Origin of the sequence: Paenibacillus tyrphae (assembly GCF_024158745.1) — a bacterium.
Lineage (GTDB): Bacteria > Bacillota > Bacilli > Paenibacillales > NBRC-103111 > Paenibacillus_G > Paenibacillus_G tyrfis_A.
In genome coordinates, this window is the sequence record NZ_JAMZAW010000024.1 from 47503 (window position 1) to 64746 (window position 17244).

Below are 17244 nucleotides of genomic sequence, written 5' to 3' on the forward strand. Positions count from 1 at the left end.
AAGGCCGAAAACGATATTACCGGACGGCCGCGAATACATATAGCTTACGGGAAAAATCGGATACAGAGGGAGGCGCAGCATGGTTTCGGGGGTCCGAACGTTTTACAAAAATCATATCGAGAAGAAGCTGTTCAACAAAATTTTGCTGCTGTATTCGCTCATTATCGTCGTCTCCTTGACGGCGCTCGCCGTTCTGATTTACCGCAATGCCGCCGAGCAATCGACGCGCAAGGAGCTGGAAGCGGCGAAGCAGGTGCTGGAGCGGGCGACGCACGAAGTGGAGCGCAGGTATGAGGCCGGTCAGCAGATGGTGTTCCAATTGTACAAGGACGAACGGCTGCTTCGGGACGTGCTGTTTTTTCTCAACAACGATTTTTCCGATTATCTCCGTTACCGGTTGGATCGTTTTGCGGACAATGCCGGTTTTGTCGACAAAAACATGGATTCGTATTTCCAGTCACTAACTTTTGACCGGGAAATTCAGACGATCTGGCTGTACAGCAGCGTCAAGGGCTTCCTGTACGCGTACCGCGGGCTGGAGGAACAGGGCTTCGTCTATCCGGGGCCGGAAAATCCTAAATATGCCGAGCCGATCCGCCGTATCCGCCAGACCAAGTCCTTTGCGCCGCCGCCATCGTTCGAGCCGGCAACGGACGGGGACCGCAATCGCATGTTTACGATGGCTAACGACATTAACGATCCGATCACCTTGCAAAATCACGGTACCCTGCTTGTCGATTGGAAATGGACCGGCATGGACCGGATCGTGCAGAACGACCGGAGCGATTTCAAGGGGGAGCTGCTTCTGCTGACGGCGGACGGGACCGTGCTGTACGACTCCTCCCGGCGCTATACGGGGCAGAGCTACCCGTACATGCACGCCCTGCGGGACCAATCGGACCCGGTCGCGCTGGACGAGCCGGCCTATGTGCAGCTGAAGACGTTGAACCAAGGCGGCGTCGTGCTCGCCAGCATCGTGCCGGTAACGAAGGTAAGCGAAGGGCTTCAGGGGATGAAGCGAACGGTGATCGTAGGCACGGGCTTATGTGTGGCCGCCGCCGTGCTGCTGTCTTATTTGCTGATGATCAATTTCTCGCGCCGTACGCAGACGGTCATTCGCGCCATGCGCAAGCTGCAGGACGGGGATCTCTCGGTTCGCGTAACCGTGCAGAAGGAAGACGAGCTGTTCCACATCGCCACCAGCTTCAACAAAATGTGCGAAACGCTGCAGGAGCACATCCAGCGGGTATACTTGTCCGAGATCAAGCAGCGGCAGGCGGAGCTGCTGGCGCTGCAGGCGCAGATCCAGCCCCATTTTCTGTATAACACGCTGGAGGCAATACGGCTTAAAGCGGTGATGGACGGCAACCGGGATGTCGGGGATATGATCTACAGCTTGGGAGCACTGTTCCAGAATCTGATCAAGCACGAGACGATGGTGACCGTTCAGGACGAGGTCCAGCTGTGCCGGTTATATTTGAACCTGCTGCGGGCCCGCTATCCGAACCGGTTCGACTATGAGATTGCGGTCGACGAAGCCGTGGGCCGCTGTGCGATTCTGAAGCTGACGCTCCAGCCGATCGTCGAAAACTGCATCCGCCATGCCTTCCACGGCGCCGCTCCGGACGGCCGGGAGCGGCGGATCGTCATCCGCGGCTGGGCCGAAGGCTCCGACGTCCGCATCACCGTTGCCGACAACGGCTCGGGCATCGTGCCCGAACGGCTGGCGCAGCTTCAGCGAGATTTGGCGCATCCGCCTTCGCCGTCCGGTGCGTCCATCGGCCTGACGAACGTGAACGAGCGGCTGAAGCACAGCTTCGGGGAAGCGTACGGCTTGCAGATCGACAGCCGTTCCGGCGAAGGGGCGACAGTGACCATAACGATTCCGGGAAGCGTAAGGGGGAACGAGTATGTATCGCGTATTTCTGGTTGACGACGAGCCGTTCATTATGGAGGGGCTCGCTTATTTGATCGACTGGGAGCGGCACGGGCTGCAGATTGTCGGCAAGGCCGGGGACGGGGCGGAAGCGCTCGAAGCTTTGGCCGGCGAGCCGATCGATATTTTGATTACCGACATCCAGATGCCCCATATGAACGGCCTGGAGCTGATTCGCAGCGTAAGAGCGATGCAGCCCGACGTAAAATTCATTATTTTAAGCGGGTACAACGATTTCGACTATGTGAAAGAAGGCGTCACGCTCGGCATCGAAAATTATTTGCTGAAGCCGGTCAATACGGAAGAATTGATCCGGACGCTGACCGGCACCGTTGCCAAGATCGAGCAGTCCGTTTACAAGGAAGAGAGCATTAAGCGCCATCTGGAAATCATCCGCGACAATCTCCTGTACCGCTGGGTCACGGCGGCCATCGAGCCGGAGGAGCTGAGAAACCGCGAGGAGCTGCTCGGCATCCGGCTGGGCCTGCCGGGGTATGTCGTGGGCATCGTCAAGCTGTTATTCGATCAAGAGCAGGCGGAGACCGCCGAAGTGTCGTCCCGGGCGGAGACGATTGCCGCCGTAAGGACGTATTGCCAGCGGACGGCGCAGTCTTACGGCCCGGAGCAGGCCGTGTTCGCCGATCTCGAAGGCGATCTTGTGCTGCTCGCGGGGCTGAACGACGGCGATGCGGAGCGGACCGGCTTCGTCCGCTTCATGGCGGAGCTGCAAGCCGAAATCCGCGAGCGGTGGAGCCTGCCGCTGCTGGTGACGGTCGGCGAAGCGTCCAAGGGCGAGGCGTCCGCCCATCGCAGTTACCGCACCGCCAAGCGGATGCAGGACTACTATGTGCTCGCGCCGCACGATGGGCCGCTTGTCTACGAAGCGCCTACTCTAACCGCAGCGGCGGAACCTGCGGCGCCTGCGCAGGCAGAGCTGGCCCATTTCTGCAAGCTGCTGTCGGCCGGGAAGAAGGATGAGGCGCTCGCTTGGGTTGGGGAAGCGTTCGCGCGTCTTCGGGAGACGGAGGGGCTTGCGCCGTCCGATGTCCAGAACACGGCGATGGCCGTGCTTGCGGCCGCCGTTCATCATGCGAATCTGGTGCGGCAGGAGCACGAAGGCGGCATTGGCGATTACAAGCACTTGTTCTCGCAGGTCGTCAAGCCGCAGACGATGCAGGAGCTGGAGGAGCTGGTCGAGCGCTTCGTCGACCGTGTGCTTTTCGCGTCCGATGCGGCGGAGCGGGAGTACAGCCCCGTCATCCGGCAGGTGCTGCGCGAGGTCGAGCGCCGCTATGGGGATGAGCTGTCTTTGAAGACGCTAAGCCAGGCCTTTCATATGAACCCGGTTTATTTGGGCCAGCTTTTCCATAAGGAGACGGGAGAGACGTTCTCCGATTACGTGAACAAGTACCGGCTTGCCCAAGCGAAGGCGCTGCTCGTCGAATCGAATCTGAAAACGAGCGACATTTCTGTCCGGGTCGGGTATACGGATACGAGCTATTTTTACAAGCAGTTCCGCAAATATTACGGCTTCTCGCCGACGGAATACCGCAATTGGAGCAAGCTGGGAGACTGATGAAAACGTTTCTTTAGTTTCTCCACCCGTTCTAAAGTTTCTTAACTTTCTGCCGCGCTCCGCATTGGGTAAAGTTAGAAAAGAAAGCGATGTATGCGTTTTCTGAAATGGAGCTTGCGGACGCAAAAGAACGGGGGTGAAAAGCTTGTGGGAACCATTGGACGTACACTCAAGAAGCTAAACCGCAACAAAACCTTTTTGCTCATGGTGCTGCCGGGAGCCCTCTATTTCCTGCTGTTCAGCTATTTGCCGATGCCGGGGGCGATCATTGCCTTCAAGGAATACCGCTTCGACCGGGACGGCTTTCTGGCGAGCATATGGCGGAGCAAGTGGACCGGCTTCAAAAACTTCGAATTTTTGTTTCAATCCGAAGACGCTTACATCATCGTGCGCAATACGCTGCTGTACAATTTTGCGTTTATCGTGCTGGGCACGGTTTTATCGGTGATTATGGCCGTTATTTTGCATGAAATCGTCAACCGCCGGTGGGCGAAAATTTACCAGACCGGCATGTTCCTGCCTTACTTTTTGTCCTGGGTTATCGTCAGTTATTTCTTGTTCAGCTTCCTGAGCGTGGATCGCGGGGTGCTGAATCAGGCGTTGACGGCGCTCGGCATGGAGCGCGTCTCCTGGTATGCGGAGCCGGCCTACTGGCCTTACATTCTCGTATTTGTCAACCTGTGGAAGGGTGTCGGTTATTCCAGCGTCGTCTACCTGGCGGCCATCATCGGCATCGACAAGTCGTATTACGAAGCCGCGATGATCGACGGCGCAGGCAAATGGCAGCAAATTTGGAGCATTACCCTGCCCTTTATCCGGCCGATGATCATCATTCTGACGGTATTGGCGATTGGCGGCATTTTCCGCGCGGACTTCGGCTTGTTCTATCAGGTGCCGCGCAATACGGGCGCGCTGTTCCCTGTGACCAACGTCATCGATACGTACGTATACCGGGGACTGAAGGTGACGGGCAATATCGGCATGAGCACGGCGGCCGGGCTGTATCAATCGGTGGTCGGACTCGTTCTGGTGCTGGTGACCAACGCCGTCGTGAAGCGGATCAACAAAGAGAACGCTTTATTTTAAACACTCGACGAAAAGGAAGGGGGGAGTCGGCTTGCCAAGTCAGAATGCGCCTACCGCTGTCATGCGGAAGAAGAGCCGGGACTTTACGAAGCTGTCGCCGTTCTGGAACGGCGTATGCCACGCGATCGCCGGCGGGTTTGCCATTGCCTGCGTATTTCCGTTCATCTTCGTCGTCATCATCTCGCTGACAGACGAGCAAGCGTTGGCGAACAACGGCTATCAGGTGTTTCCGGAGATGTGGAGCTTCGAGGCGTACCGGTACCTTTTTCGAACCGGAGGTCAGCTGTTCCGGTCCTATGGGGTGACGCTCTTCGTCACCATCGTCGGAACGCTGCTCAGCGTGCTGACTGTCGCACTGTACGCTTATGCGCTGTCCAGAAACAATTTCGCGTACCGGAACGCCTTTGCGTTTTTCGCTTTTTTCACGATGCTGTTTAACGGCGGGCTGGTGCCTTCCTACATCGTGACGACGCAGGTGCTGCATTTGAAGGATACGATATGGGCGCTTATTTTGCCCACGTGCGTCAGCGCTTTCTCGATCTTGATCATGCGCACGTTTTTCAAGCAGATGGTGCCCGATGCGATCATCGAGTCCGGCCGGATCGACGGGGCGGGCGAATGGAAGGTGTTCACGCATCTGGTGCTGCCCATCTCGCTGCCGGGGCTGGCGACGATCGGTCTGTTCAGCACGCTCGGCTATTGGAACGATTGGTTCAATGCGCTGCTGTACATCGACAGCCCGAATCTGATTCCGCTGCAGTCGCTGCTGATGAAGATCGAGAGCAACATTCAGTTTATCGTGCAAAACTCCAGTCTCAGCGACGCCACCCAGCGTTTCGAAATCGCCAAGTCGCTGCCGCAGGAATCGTCAAGAATGGCCATGGTCGTCCTGGCCACCGGTCCGATCGTGCTCGCATATCCGTTCTTCCAACGGTATTTCGTGCAGGGCCTGACGATCGGAGCGGTCAAAGAATAATATTGTACTAGGAGGAACGCCGCATGTTCAAACGAAAACGACTCGCCGCCGGGCTCGCCTCGGTGCTGATGCTGTCCGCGCTGGCCGCCGGCTGCTCCGGCGGTGCAGGTAACCCTGCCCAAGAAGGAGCGGGCGCCGGAAAAGCGGACGGCCAGCCCGTCGAGCTGATCTGGTACACGATCGGCGGACCGCAAAAGGATGCCGACAAAGTGATGGAGGCCGTCAGCAAATATACGAAAGAGAAAATCAACGCCACCGTGAAAATGAAGATGATCGATTGGGGCGACTACTCGCAGAAGATGCAGGTCATCTCCGTATCCGGCGAGCCTTACGACATCGCGTTTACGAGCTCGTGGGCTTTCGACTACGTGCAGAATGCCCGCAAAGGGGCGTTTTACGAGATGGACGGCCTGCTGGACAAATACGGGCAGGGCATCAAAAAGGCCGTACACCCTTCGTTCCTCGAAGGTTCCAAGGTGAACGGACACAACTACGGGGTACCGACCAACAAGGAGCTGCCTGCGCAGGCGGTATGGCGGTTCAACAAACAATACATTGACAAATACAAGCTGGACCTCTCGAACGTCAGTTCGTTGGAAAGTCTGGAGCCGCTGCTCAAGACGATGAAGGAAAACGAACCGGGCGTATACCCGATTCCAAGCAACGTCGATCCGTTCGTTCCGTTCGATTTCGTCGTACAGGGCATCCCGTTCGGGGTACGGCTCGATACGCAGGATTACAAGATCGTCAACGTATTCGAGACGCCCGAGTACCGGCAAATGAGTGAAACGATGCGCAAATATTACAAGGCGGGCTATTTACCGCCCGACGTTGCGACCAAAACGGGCAACGATCACGAGAAAACCGGCAAATGGCTCGTCGACAAAGCGCATACGGTCCCGTTTGCGGACAATTTATGGTCGGAAGGCTTCAAATACGAGATCGTATCGAAGCCGATTCACGAGCCGATCGTGTTCAACTGGTCGGTGACCGGCTCCATGATGTCGATTTCCGCGAATTCCAAGCATCCCGAGAAAGCGATGGAGTTTTTGAACCTGTTGAATTCCGACGCGCACTTGCGGAATCTGGTGAACTACGGCCTCGAAGGCACGCACTATAAAAAAGTTTCCGAGGGCGTCATCGAGATGATCCCGGATTCCGGTTACTCCATGCCGTCGTTTACGCTTGGCAACATGTTCCTGTTGAACCGGTTCCCCAAGGACCCGTCCGACAAGTGGGAGCAGTACGACAAGTTCAACAAATCGGCCAAAAACGCGCCGCTGCTCGGCTTCCAGTTCGACTCCTCGAAGGTGGAGAACGAGCTTGCCGCCGTCAAGAGCGTGTCGGAGGAGTTCAAGAAAGCGCTGGAGACCGGCTCTGTCGAGCCGTCGGAGGTGCTGCCCAAAGCGATCGACAAGCTGAAAGCCGCAGGAATCAACAAGGTGATGGACGAGGCGCAGAAGCAGCTCGACGCGTGGAGAGCGAAGAAATAAATGTAGAGAATGGCCGTCTCTGACGCAGGCATTTTGCGCGGGGGCGGCTTTTTTGGGAGCTGTCGCGAGCTTCTTCCCCGTTTCCGGAAGGGAAGAGGGAGGCGTATCCCGCGCAGGGGCGACGGAGGCGGGCGCGGACTCGAACGCGGCATCTGGCACGGACCAAACATGGAGCAGGCGAGCCTTGACCAGGCCAAGCTTGAAAATAAAGGAACCACGATGCGTTAAGCTGAATGCGGGGAAGTTCTTCCGAGCATAGCGGAACAGAGATCATTTAAGCGTGTCGAAAAATGTTTGTGCCTGCCGGAACGGGGGCTATAGAGCACCAGGGATTCGCTATTCTTGTGCACATTGGCAAATTCGAGGGGATAGGGCATCACAGTTCCTCTAATTTCTGATTCGGCTCGCGGAAGGGACTGCCCCAACGTCTCCGGCGAGCCCCGCAATGTCTCGGCATAAAAAAAGCTCCGGCCCCCTTGATAAGGGGAGAACCGGAGCTTTCGATAAAGATTACTTCAACGCGCTTCCGCCGAAGACGAAGCGGTATTCCCAATGCTTTCCCGCAATCGAGTCGATGCGTACGCCGCCCGATGCTTTCGAAAACGTATGCAGTATTTTACCGTCACCGAGGTAAATGCCCACATGCGAGATACGCTGATTCGACTTGTCCGACGGGTAGGCCGACGCTTTCGTTCCTTTGTAATCCATGAAGAACATCAGATCGCCCGGCTTCAGATTGCGCCAGTTGGTTGTCGTGCCGCCGAGAGACTTGACATAAGCGGCTTGTCCGCGCGAGTCGCTGGGCAGCGTGATGCCTGCGCCTTCCTTGAACGCCTGGCGGGTGAAGTCGGAGCAATCGAACGTGCTGGTGTTCGAACGGTTGGAGCCGAATTCGTAGGGAGTGCCCATATATTTTTTGCCTGCGGCAATAACCTTGTTAACGAGCTCACTGCTATTGCCCGTACTCGGTTTGGACGTACTGCCGCTACTGGACGAGCCTCCGGTATTGGACGTGCTGCCGCTATTAGACGTGCTTCCGCCGGAACCGTCGGTGCGGACGTATTTGCTGCTTGTGGAGATATAGCCGACTCTGCCTTGATCGTCGCGAACTTTATACCAATAATTATTAACCTTATCGAGAATGTCTACTTTTTCACCTGTTTTTAGAAGACCGTAGGTGGCTGATCCCGTATTCGGCGCCTTGCGGAAATTCACGCCGCTGACAATCGTGGCATCCGACGCGGCAAGGGCGTGTTCGGCTGTCAAAGCTCCGACGCTGAACGTGACGGTAGTGGCGAGTAACAGTGCGGTAAGTTGCTTTTTCAAGTGGAAATCCCTCCTGCAGTTCTAGTTGTTTTATGTACAAGCCCGGGAATCCATGGACGGAAAACGTCCGATTCCACAAGCTGGGACACCATTTGACAATGTCCGGCCGCCGCCCCACAATGAAAGCAGGACATTTGACGAGAGAACGGTGAGCAAACAATGGAAACGTGGACATGGGGGCCATTCATCCTGCAAAAAAGCATGCTGGTCGTCATTGTGGCAGTTGCGGCGGGTTACGTCATTTCGAGGCTGCGGTTAAAAGGTTCTTCCATCAGAGGAACGTTCGGCGCGATCGTATCGAACGCGCTTCTTATATGGGTGGTCAACTGGAAGCTAAGTGTCGTTGTCTTCGACCCGGGGAGCGTGCTGTCCAATCCGATGTCGCTGCTCTATTTCAGCGGCGGCGACAAAGGCGTCTGGCTGGCGACGCTGCTGTCCGGCATCTATGTATGGTTGAGCGCCAAAAAGGCAAAATTGAATGCAGCCGTTTATATGGATTCGGTGCTTGTCTCGGTTATTGGGGGGTATGCCGTCTACGCGGCGCTGATTTTTGTTACGGAAGAGGAGAGCCGCATCACTTGGGGACTCAAGGCACTGCTTGCGGCGGGTCTAACGGCATTCTGGCTCGTATCCAAAGCGAAGAGGGAATGGCAGCCCCTTCTCCAGCGGACGGTCGTCTTCGTCGTCGGATATGCGCTGATCACGTCGCTGGCCGTCAATGTGTGGGATAAGCCTTCGACAGGTACGGTGGAAGCGGGGGCGAATATCGGTCTCAAAATCGGACAGCAGGCGCCGGACTTCGAGCTGCAATTGCTTGGCGGCCAAACGGTCAAGCTGTCCGACTACCGGGGACGGACGGTCGTGCTCAATTTCTGGGCGACGTGGTGTCCGCCGTGCCAGGCGGAAATGCCGCATATGCAGCAGGTGCATACGGAGCAGGAGAGCAATGGCGTGACGATTCTCGGCGTCAACGCTACGTCGACGGAGGTCAGCGAGCCGGTCGTGCGCGCATGGGTCAAGGAATGGGGGCTTACGTTCCCGATCGTGCTGGACCGTCAAGGCGAAGTCGGCAAGGCGTACCGTGTGAACGCTTATCCGGCGACGTTCGTCATCGACGCGCAAGGTACGATCCGGGAGAAGCATCCCGGGCCGATGAATAAGGAGATGCTGGAGCAAGCCATCGGGAAAGCGAAGAAGAGCGGGTGAAAAAAGAATTTAATAGGGGATTATAGAGTTTTTCATTTGCGCGAAAAATAAATGTCGTGATAACATGTGATTATTGCAGGTCATATTACTAGGTTCGATACATCATTTTATATAAAAGGAAGGATATCAGCATGGCACAGACGAGTATTATCTTGCGTGTGGAGTTAGACCACGAGAAGGTCACGTTCGGGGATGTAGCCGCCGCAATCAGCAAATCCGGAGGAGACATCACTTCGATCGACGTGATTCGGCCGGGTAAGGATTCCTCCATCCGGGACATCACTGTGGATGTTGCGGAATCCGTGGAATCGCAAGTGGTGGAAGCGCTAAAGCAGCACGAAGGCATCAAGCTGATCAACGTCTCCGACCGCACGTTCCTTGTGCATCTGGGCGGCAAAGTGTCCGTTCAGCCGAACCTTCCGATCAAAAACCGCGACGACTTGTCCCGGGTCTATACGCCGGGGGTTGCGCGGGTATGTACGGCAATTCACGAAAATCCGAAAAAAGCGTATTCGCTGACAATCAAACGGAATACCGTAGCGGTCATTTCCGACGGGACCGCCGTGCTCGGTCTGGGCGATATCGGTCCGCATGCGGCCGCGCCGGTCATGGAAGGGAAAGCGATGCTGTTCAAGCAGCTCGCAGGCGTCGACGCATTCCCGATCTGTCTCGATACGAAGGATACGGAAGAAATCATCCGCACGATCAAGGCGATCAGCCCGATCTTCGGCGGCATTAACCTGGAAGACATCAGCTCGCCGCGCTGCTTCGAGATCGAGAGCCGGCTTAACGAAGAGCTCGACATCCCGGTATTCCATGACGATCAGCACGGCACGGCCGTCGTCGTTATCGCGGGTCTGCTCAACGCGCTTAAGGTTGTCGGCAAGCGGATCGAGAATGTGCGCGTCGTCGTGAACGGCATCGGCGCGGCAGGCGTATCCATCTGCAAAATGCTGCTGGCCGCAGGCGTTACGAAGCTGGTGCCGGTCGACCGCGAGGGCGCGATTGTCCGCGGCGGCACCTACGAGTATCCGATGTGGCAGTGGCTGGCCGAGCAGCCGCAGGTGGAAGCCGAGTCGGGCACGCTGAAAGAAGTGATCCGCGGCGCGGACGTCTTCATCGGCGTATCCCGCGGCGGCCTCTTGAACGGACAAGACGTCCAAGCCATGGCGCCGGACAGCATCGTCTTCGCGATGGCGAATCCGACGCCGGAGATCGCCCCGGAAGAAGCGCTGCCGCATGTGCGCGTATTTGCTACCGGCCGGAGCGACTATCCGAACCAGATTAACAACGTTCTGGTATTCCCGGGCATTTTCCGCGGGGCGCTCGACTGCCGGGCCCGCAACATCAACGAGCCGATGAAGCTTGCGGCCGCACGCGCCATCGCCTCCGTCGTTACAGATGCGGAACTGAACGAGCAGTACATTATTCCGAGTATTTTCAACGAGCATGTCGTGAAGAAAGTTCGCCACGCGATTATCGAAGCGGCGATCTTGACCGGCACCGCCCGCCGGATTCCGCCGGATTTCCGGTAAGAACGGGCAGGAGCGAACGGCAGCACCATAAGATAGTCGATCATAGCGAAAGAAGCGAGTTCCTCAATACGGGGACTCGCTTCTTTTTTGTGGCCCGCTTTCTGCGTTCGAGCCGATTACAGCCTGCTTACCTCTGCGCGGCTTACGCTCCGTTCTGCTTCTTGCGGTATTCTCCCGGCGTCATGCCGGAGTAGCGCTTGAACATGCGGATGAACGAATTGACGTTCTGATAGCCGAGCCGCAGCGTGATATCCTGGATTTTCAGCTCGAGATCGAGCAACAGCTCTTGCGCGTGACGGATGCGCACATGATGCAGGTAATCGCTGAAATTCATCCCGCTCTTCTCCTTGAAATACGTCGATACATACCCTCGGGAGAGATTCAGCTTGTCGGCGATCAGATCGAGCGAGACGTCCTCGCTCAAATGCTCCTCCGTGTACCGCTTCACGAACTCGATCACCGGGTCTTTGTTCTCGCTGGAGGCGGCGATAGCCCCGGCCGCTTGGCCGAGCAGGCGCTCCAGCAGCGACTGCGCCTCCGCGTAGGTGAAGCACTGCTCGATGTCCGCGAGCAGCTCCCGCTCGGCGGGCATCGCCTGCGGCGGCAGCCCCGCCGCTTCGACGGCCTTCAGCGCCAGACCCGCGGTCTGCTGCAGAAACCGCCGCAGCTCCGGGACCGTCGCTTCACGCCCGCGCAGCGCCTCAAGCTGCTGCAGAGTCCACTGGCGCAGCGGCTCGAAGCTGCCGGAGCGCACCTTCGTCTGCAGCTCCTGCTCCTGCATCGCCGTCAGCCGGTACGGCAGGCGAACCGCCGATTGGCGGATGATCTGCGTCTCCTCCAGCGGCTGGCGCTCTCCCGCAAGCATCAGCGCCCGCTCGTAAGCGGCGGCGAACTCCGACGCCGGCAGAGAGGGCCCACTGACTGCAATCGTAAAGTGGCACCAATCCTTGTCGTAGTCGAACACTTCCTTCAAGCCGGCCAGACAATCGTCTGCAACCGGCTGCCCGTGCTCGCTGAACGCCAGCGTCAGGATTTGATCCTTGTCGATCTGGAACGTCAGTGCATCCGAATGAGAGCGCTTTACATAAGATTCGATATATTCCCGGATGAAGTAGGTCGCCCGCTCGCGTTCGAGGCTCGTCTCCTCCATAAACCGCGGCAAGAAACGAAGCTGGAACAAGATCAGCGTGAACGGCTTTTGAATAAACGACGTATCGTTCAAATCCGGATGCTTCGTATGAATCTGCTTCAGCTTGTCGGTAAACGCGTAATACCGCAGCAGCGAATTTTTGTCCGACAGATCCCGGTGCATCCTGCCGATCTGCTCACCGATCAGTTCGAATTCGCGGATGCGGAAATCGGCGGACGCTCCCGGATCGTTGTATTGATGGACCGTGCGGAGCAGCCGCTGAACCGGATAGTTCAAGCGCACGCTGAACAGCACCGACGTGACGACGCTGATCCCGATCGTGACGGCGAGCAGCGAGATCAGAATCAGATTGAGCCGCAGCAGTTCGGACGAGATGCTTTCAATCGGCACCATCGTGACGTAGCGAAACCCGGTGTGCTTTCCTTTTTGTTGGAACAAATAATGATCCCCGAGCTTCGTCTCGCTCGCGTCTTCCGTAAACGCCGGCAGCTTGGCCGCAGCAGCCGCGTCCGGATCGGAGGCGTAAATCAGCTTCTGCCGCTCGTCCAGAATGAAGAACGGGTTATCCAGCGAATAATGCAGCGTCCGCGCCATCTTGTCGCCGTCCAGGAAGACGAGAAAAAGCACGTCGCGGTACAGCGCATTTTTGACCGAGACCGGAATGAGCCGCCCGAGGTCCTGCTCCAGATTCATATATTTCTGCGAAAATGCGGCCGCCGGGTGAATGCGGTAAAAATACGGCTCTGCGAACTGTCCCCTCCAATAATCGGGTGGGTAGGCGGGCGATCGGTAAAACTTACCGAACATGTCCTCCACGCGGCTTGTCCCTTCTTTTTCCAGCACGAAGTCTCCGTTTTTGAAATAAAACACGATATTTTCATAAAACATGAGCGGATTGGCCATCAGCGCCTTAATTTCCGCGTGCAGGTTGACCGTCTTCTCAGACCCTGCTGTTTGCGGCAGCTGGCGAAGCACGTTCAGATTAGCGGTCAGCTCGTTGTTCTGGTTCAGGCTGAGCAGCATATCGATCGTCAGCTTGAAATGCGTTTCGTAGCTTTCCATCGTGTGCTTCATATTCAGGCTGTTGTATTTCACGATTTCGTCGTGGATTTTGCCCTTGAGATAAAGAAACGACCCGAAGTTGAAGGCGGCCAGCAGCAGGATGATAGCAAGAAAACTCACAAGCAGCCGGGCAAACAAGGAATTCGTCCTCCACTTCTCCGGCCAGGCGATGCGCATGGATGGCCCTCCTTTTTCGTGCTGCGAAACTATGTCTCAATTATAAAGGCTCGATTGATCCGATCCCAATACTCATTTTTTCAGGTTCGTATGCATCCTGTCACATTTCCGAACAAAAGTCGATCCCCCGGCAATCTGGAGGATTTCGCGGCGGCCGGCCGCTTGCTATGCTAACGCTGACACCGGAGCTTAGGCAGGGCAAGCCGGCAAACTACCGAGACAGAGGGGATGAGTATGGGAATGGAGGAGACGGCGGGAATGAAGCTGGCGGCCCGTCAGCCGGCAGCGTATACGAATAAAAAATTAAGCAGCCGCGCTATCCGGACGTGGCACCGGACCAAATATTTGTGGCTGCTGTTTTTACCGTGCTTGATTTATTTTCTGGTGTTCCGCTACGCTCCGATGTTCGGGCTGATCATCACGTTTCAAAATTATAACGTGTTCAAAGGCATTTGGGCGAGCGAATGGGTCGGCTTCAAATATTACGAGATGTTTTTGAGCAACCCCGATTTTTTCAAGCTGCTGCGCAATACGTTTTTGCTCGGGCTGTATAAGCTGGTGTTCGGGTTTCCGGCGCCGATCCTTCTCGCCCTCATGCTGCACGAACTGAAAAATGCCGTGTTCAAACGGTTCGTACAGACTGTCAGCTATTTGCCACACTTCATCTCGAACGTCATTGTAGCCAGCATGGTCATCATGTTTCTGTCGCCGACAGGCGGCGTGATCAACCACTGGATTCGCGCGCTCGGCTTCGAGCAGGTCAACTTCATGATGGAGCCCGGCATGTTCCGCTCGATCTACGTGCTGTCGGAAATTTGGCAGCATATCGGGTGGGAGACGATCATCTATCTCGCTGCGCTGACCTCAGTGGACCCCGGGCTGTATGAGGCCGCCGGCATCGACGGAGCGGGACGCTGGAGCAAAATGTGGCATGTCACGCTGCCCGGCATCGCACCGGCGATTGTAATCGTATTCATTCTGAACGTGGGCAAAGTGCTGGAGATCGGCTTTGAAAAAGTGTTTCTCATGTATAATCCCGCGGTGTACGAGACAGCGGACATTATCGGCACTTATGTATACCGGGTCGGGCTCGTTCAAGGCAACTTCAGCTACGCCTCGGCCATCGACCTGTTCATGGGGGTCATCAGCCTGATCTTCATCTGCTCGGCGAATTACATCAGCCGCAAACTCAGCGAGCACAGCCTATGGTAGGAGGGGGAAGCATGCGCAAATGGAGCTGGTTCGACGCGGTTAATATCGTGCTGCTGCTCGGGGTGGCGGCGGCCACGCTGTATCCGTTCGTGTACATGGCGGCCGTATCGCTGAGCAAAGACATTTACGTGATGAAAAACGAAGTGTTCCTTTGGCCCAAAGGGTTCAATCTCAACATGTACGCGGTCGTCTTCCGCGACAAGCAGATTTGGAGCGCGTACGGCAATACGATTTTGTACGTGACCTTGGGTACGGCCGTATCGCTCGTCGTCACGTCCATGGGCGCCTACGCGCTGTCCCGCAAGGATATGGTGTTCCAACGGGGCTTTACGCTCATGATCGTGTTCACGATGTTTTTCAGCGGCGGGATGATTCCGACGTTTCTCGTCGTCCGCGAGCTCGGACTCGTCGATACGATCTGGGCGATGGTGCTCCCGGGGGCGGTCAACACGTGGAACCTGATCATCATGCGGACGTTTTTCAGCGGTATGCCGAAGGAGCTTGAGGAGTCGGGCCGGATGGACGGTCTGACCGATATCGGCGTCTTCGTGCGGATCGTGCTGCCGCTGTCCAAAGCGGTGTTCGCGACCATCGGCTTGTTCTACGCGGTGGCGCTGTGGAACAATTTTTACTTACCGCTGCTGTACCTGCGCCAGCCCGACTTGTTCCCGCTGCAGGTGCTGCTGCGCAACCTGATTCTTGCGGGAGCGGTCAATTCCGGCGAAGTGACCAGCATTGGAGGTGATAACCTGATCGTCGAAGATTCGCTCAAATTCGCCACTATCATGGTATCGACCGTACCGATTTTGCTCATCTATCCGTTCATCCAGAAGTATTTCGTCAAGGGCGTCATGATCGGGGCGGTAAAAGGGTAACGGCCATCGTGCGGCGAATGGTAAGGCCAAGAAAGCCCAAATAGCACGGCTGACATTATACGCACACAAAGGGGAGGAAGCTTTTCCATGAAAAAAAGTGCGCTTCTCACGCTCGCTGCAATCCTTGCGATCACGGCCGCCGGCTGCAGCGGTTCGGAATCGGGCAAACCGCCGGCGGCGGACGCCGAAGGGGGCCAACAGCCACCCGGGAAAAAAACGTTCACCACACTGCTGGACAATAACGCGACATTCCCGTACAGCAAGGACTGGCCGATCTGGAAGATGATCGAGGAGAAGACGGGCGCCCGCCTGGAGGTGCAGCTGCCCTCCGGCAAATTGAGCGATTCGCTCAGCCTGGTCGTCGCCTCCGGGAATATGCCCGACCTTCTTTATATGCCGAACCGGAAGAAGGAATCGAACAAATACGGCCAGCAGGGCGCGCTTGTCAACATTTTGGATCATCTGGACGTCATGCCGAACCTCAAGAAATGGATGGAGAAATACCCGGAGGAGGCAAAGGCAGCCGTGGCGGCGGACGGGAAGATGTACATGTTCCCGAACCAAGGCTTCGGGGAAACGAACCGGATGATCTGGATGTACCGGGAGGACGTGTTCAAAAAGCACAATTTGACGCCGCCGAAAACGTACGACGAGCTGTACATGGTGCTCAAAAAGCTGAAGGAAGCGTATCCGGACAGTTATCCGCTATCGTTCCGGTTCGGGCAAATTCCCGACGAGATGATGGCGCACTTCACGACTAATTTCCAGACCGGCGAAGATGTCTATTACGATTTCGACGCCAAAGCGTGGAAATACGGCCCAACCGAAGACAACTACAAGAAAATGCTCGAAACGTTCCATCAATTCAACAAGGAAGGCCTGATCCAGCCTGATTTTCTGACGGTGCAGACGAAGCAGTGGCAGGACATGATGTCCACGAACAAGTCGTTTATTACGATCGACTACATCAGCCGGATCGACTTCTTCAACAACGCGATGCGTAAGGAGAACCCGCAGTACAACCTGCAGTTTATGGCTCCGCCGGCGGGGATGGCAGGTGGCAAACAGTACAACCCGTATATGCATTTTCTGGAAGGCGGTCTGACCGTATCGTCCACCTCCAAGAGAGTGAAGGACGTCATGAAGTACATGGATTTCTTCTACAGCGAAGAAGGGCGTACGTTGGCCAGCTGGGGGAAGGAAGGCGAAACGTATGTGACGGACGGCGGCAAAAAGAAGTTCAAGCCGGAGTTCACCGACCTGACCGAAATGCGCAAGAAGACGGGGCTCGCCACGAGCGGTACGTACACGTGGATCGATTTCGACTCGCATCTGTCGCTGTTTACCCCCGATCTGCAAAAAGCGTATCAGGAGGCGCGGCAGTACGATCCTCCGGCGATGCAGCCGAGACCGGCCTTCACGGAGAAAGAGCTGGAAACGCTGTCGGTGACGGGGGAAGCGGTCAAGAAATACCGAGAGGAAAGCTTCGCCAAGTTTGTGACCGGCTCCCGGAATTTGGCCGAGTGGGACAAATATGTGCAAGAGCTGAACGGGCTCGGGACGCAAAAGCTGGTCGATCTGTACAAGCAAGCATACCAGCGGCTCGATGCGGCTGCGCCCAAAAAATAATTCGC

The 17244-nt window shown here is 56.5% G+C and carries 12 protein-coding genes; 10 read left to right on the forward strand and 2 right to left on the reverse strand.

What is annotated here, in order from left to right; translation table 11 throughout:
• Positions 1-79 precede the first annotated feature (79 nt).
• The 5 genes from NI000_RS28765 (at position 80) to NI000_RS28785 (ending at position 7067) form a co-directional block, all read left to right on the forward strand.
• Positions 80-1933, forward strand: coding sequence for a sensor histidine kinase (locus NI000_RS28765; RefSeq protein ID WP_253414794.1), 1854 nt, complete (start codon positions 80-82; stop codon positions 1931-1933).
• A complete protein-coding gene (locus NI000_RS28770) occupies positions 1911-3512 on the forward strand; it encodes a response regulator transcription factor (RefSeq protein ID WP_253414795.1) in 1602 nt (533 codons plus the stop codon). Before NI000_RS28765 ends, NI000_RS28770 begins: the two co-directional genes overlap by 23 nt.
• Positions 3513-3668: 156 nt before the next feature.
• Positions 3669-4598 (forward strand): ABC transporter permease, encoded by a 930-nt coding sequence (locus NI000_RS28775; protein WP_375541016.1) that lies wholly within the window; start codon positions 3669-3671, stop codon positions 4596-4598.
• Between the two features lie 61 nt (positions 4599-4659).
• Positions 4660-5574 (forward strand): carbohydrate ABC transporter permease, encoded by a 915-nt coding sequence (locus tag NI000_RS28780; protein ID WP_253414860.1) that lies wholly within the window; start codon positions 4660-4662, stop codon positions 5572-5574.
• 23 nt (positions 5575-5597) lie between these two features.
• A complete protein-coding gene (locus NI000_RS28785) occupies positions 5598-7067 on the forward strand; it encodes an ABC transporter substrate-binding protein (RefSeq protein WP_253414796.1) in 1470 nt (489 codons plus the stop codon).
• A gap of 510 nt (positions 7068-7577) precedes the next feature.
• On the opposite strand, the gene NI000_RS28790 is transcribed toward NI000_RS28785, so the two are convergent.
• On the reverse strand, positions 7578-8393 hold the full coding sequence (locus NI000_RS28790) for a C40 family peptidase (protein WP_253414797.1): 816 nt from the start codon (positions 8391-8393) through the stop codon (positions 7578-7580).
• A 159-nt stretch (positions 8394-8552) separates the two neighbouring features.
• Here NI000_RS28790 and NI000_RS28795 point away from each other — a divergent pair, with 159 nt between their 5' ends.
• The gene (locus NI000_RS28795; RefSeq protein ID WP_253414798.1) at positions 8553-9599 is read left to right on the forward strand and encodes a peroxiredoxin family protein; all 1047 of its coding nucleotides are present in this window, start codon (positions 8553-8555) and stop codon (positions 9597-9599) included.
• A 131-nt stretch (positions 9600-9730) separates the two neighbouring features.
• On the forward strand, positions 9731-11134 hold the full coding sequence (locus NI000_RS28800) for an NAD-dependent malic enzyme (protein ID WP_253414799.1): 1404 nt from the start codon (positions 9731-9733) through the stop codon (positions 11132-11134).
• A gap of 142 nt (positions 11135-11276) precedes the next feature.
• On the opposite strand, the gene NI000_RS28805 is transcribed toward NI000_RS28800, so the two are convergent.
• The gene (locus tag NI000_RS28805) at positions 11277-13523 is read right to left on the reverse strand and encodes a helix-turn-helix transcriptional regulator (protein WP_253414800.1); all 2247 of its coding nucleotides are present in this window, start codon (positions 13521-13523) and stop codon (positions 11277-11279) included.
• 234 nt (positions 13524-13757) lie between these two features.
• Here NI000_RS28805 and NI000_RS28810 point away from each other — a divergent pair, with 234 nt between their 5' ends.
• The 3 genes from NI000_RS28810 (at position 13758) to NI000_RS28820 (ending at position 17239) form a co-directional block, all read left to right on the forward strand.
• Positions 13758-14735, forward strand: a complete 978-nt coding sequence (locus NI000_RS28810) for an ABC transporter permease (RefSeq protein WP_253414861.1) — start codon at positions 13758-13760, stop codon at positions 14733-14735.
• Positions 14736-14746: 11 nt separating this feature from the next.
• A complete protein-coding gene (locus NI000_RS28815) occupies positions 14747-15610 on the forward strand; it encodes a carbohydrate ABC transporter permease (RefSeq protein WP_253414802.1) in 864 nt (287 codons plus the stop codon).
• A gap of 87 nt (positions 15611-15697) precedes the next feature.
• Complete coding sequence (locus NI000_RS28820) at positions 15698-17239, forward strand: extracellular solute-binding protein (RefSeq protein ID WP_253414804.1); 1542 nt, start codon at positions 15698-15700, stop codon at positions 17237-17239.
• Positions 17240-17244 lie beyond the last annotated feature (5 nt).

Bases quoted from the DNA above. Each gene is read 5' to 3' on its own strand.
- NI000_RS28765 (WP_253414794.1), top strand. From the start codon at position 80: ATGGTTTCGGGGGTCCGAACGTTTTACAAAAATCATATCGAGAAGAAG.
- NI000_RS28770 (WP_253414795.1), top strand. From the start codon at position 1,911: ATGTATCGCGTATTTCTGGTTGACGACGAGCCGTTCATTATGGAGGGG.
- NI000_RS28780 (WP_253414860.1), top strand. From the start codon at position 4,660: ATGCGGAAGAAGAGCCGGGACTTTACGAAGCTGTCGCCGTTCTGGAAC.
- NI000_RS28785 (WP_253414796.1), top strand. From the start codon at position 5,598: ATGTTCAAACGAAAACGACTCGCCGCCGGGCTCGCCTCGGTGCTGATG.
- NI000_RS28795 (WP_253414798.1), top strand. From the start codon at position 8,553: ATGGAAACGTGGACATGGGGGCCATTCATCCTGCAAAAAAGCATGCTG.
- NI000_RS28800 (WP_253414799.1), top strand. From the start codon at position 9,731: ATGGCACAGACGAGTATTATCTTGCGTGTGGAGTTAGACCACGAGAAG.
- NI000_RS28805 (WP_253414800.1), bottom strand. From the start codon at position 13,523: ATGCGCATCGCCTGGCCGGAGAAGTGGAGGACGAATTCCTTGTTTGCC.
- NI000_RS28810 (WP_253414861.1), top strand. From the start codon at position 13,758: ATGGGAATGGAGGAGACGGCGGGAATGAAGCTGGCGGCCCGTCAGCCG.
- NI000_RS28815 (WP_253414802.1), top strand. From the start codon at position 14,747: ATGCGCAAATGGAGCTGGTTCGACGCGGTTAATATCGTGCTGCTGCTC.
- NI000_RS28820 (WP_253414804.1), top strand. From the start codon at position 15,698: ATGAAAAAAAGTGCGCTTCTCACGCTCGCTGCAATCCTTGCGATCACG.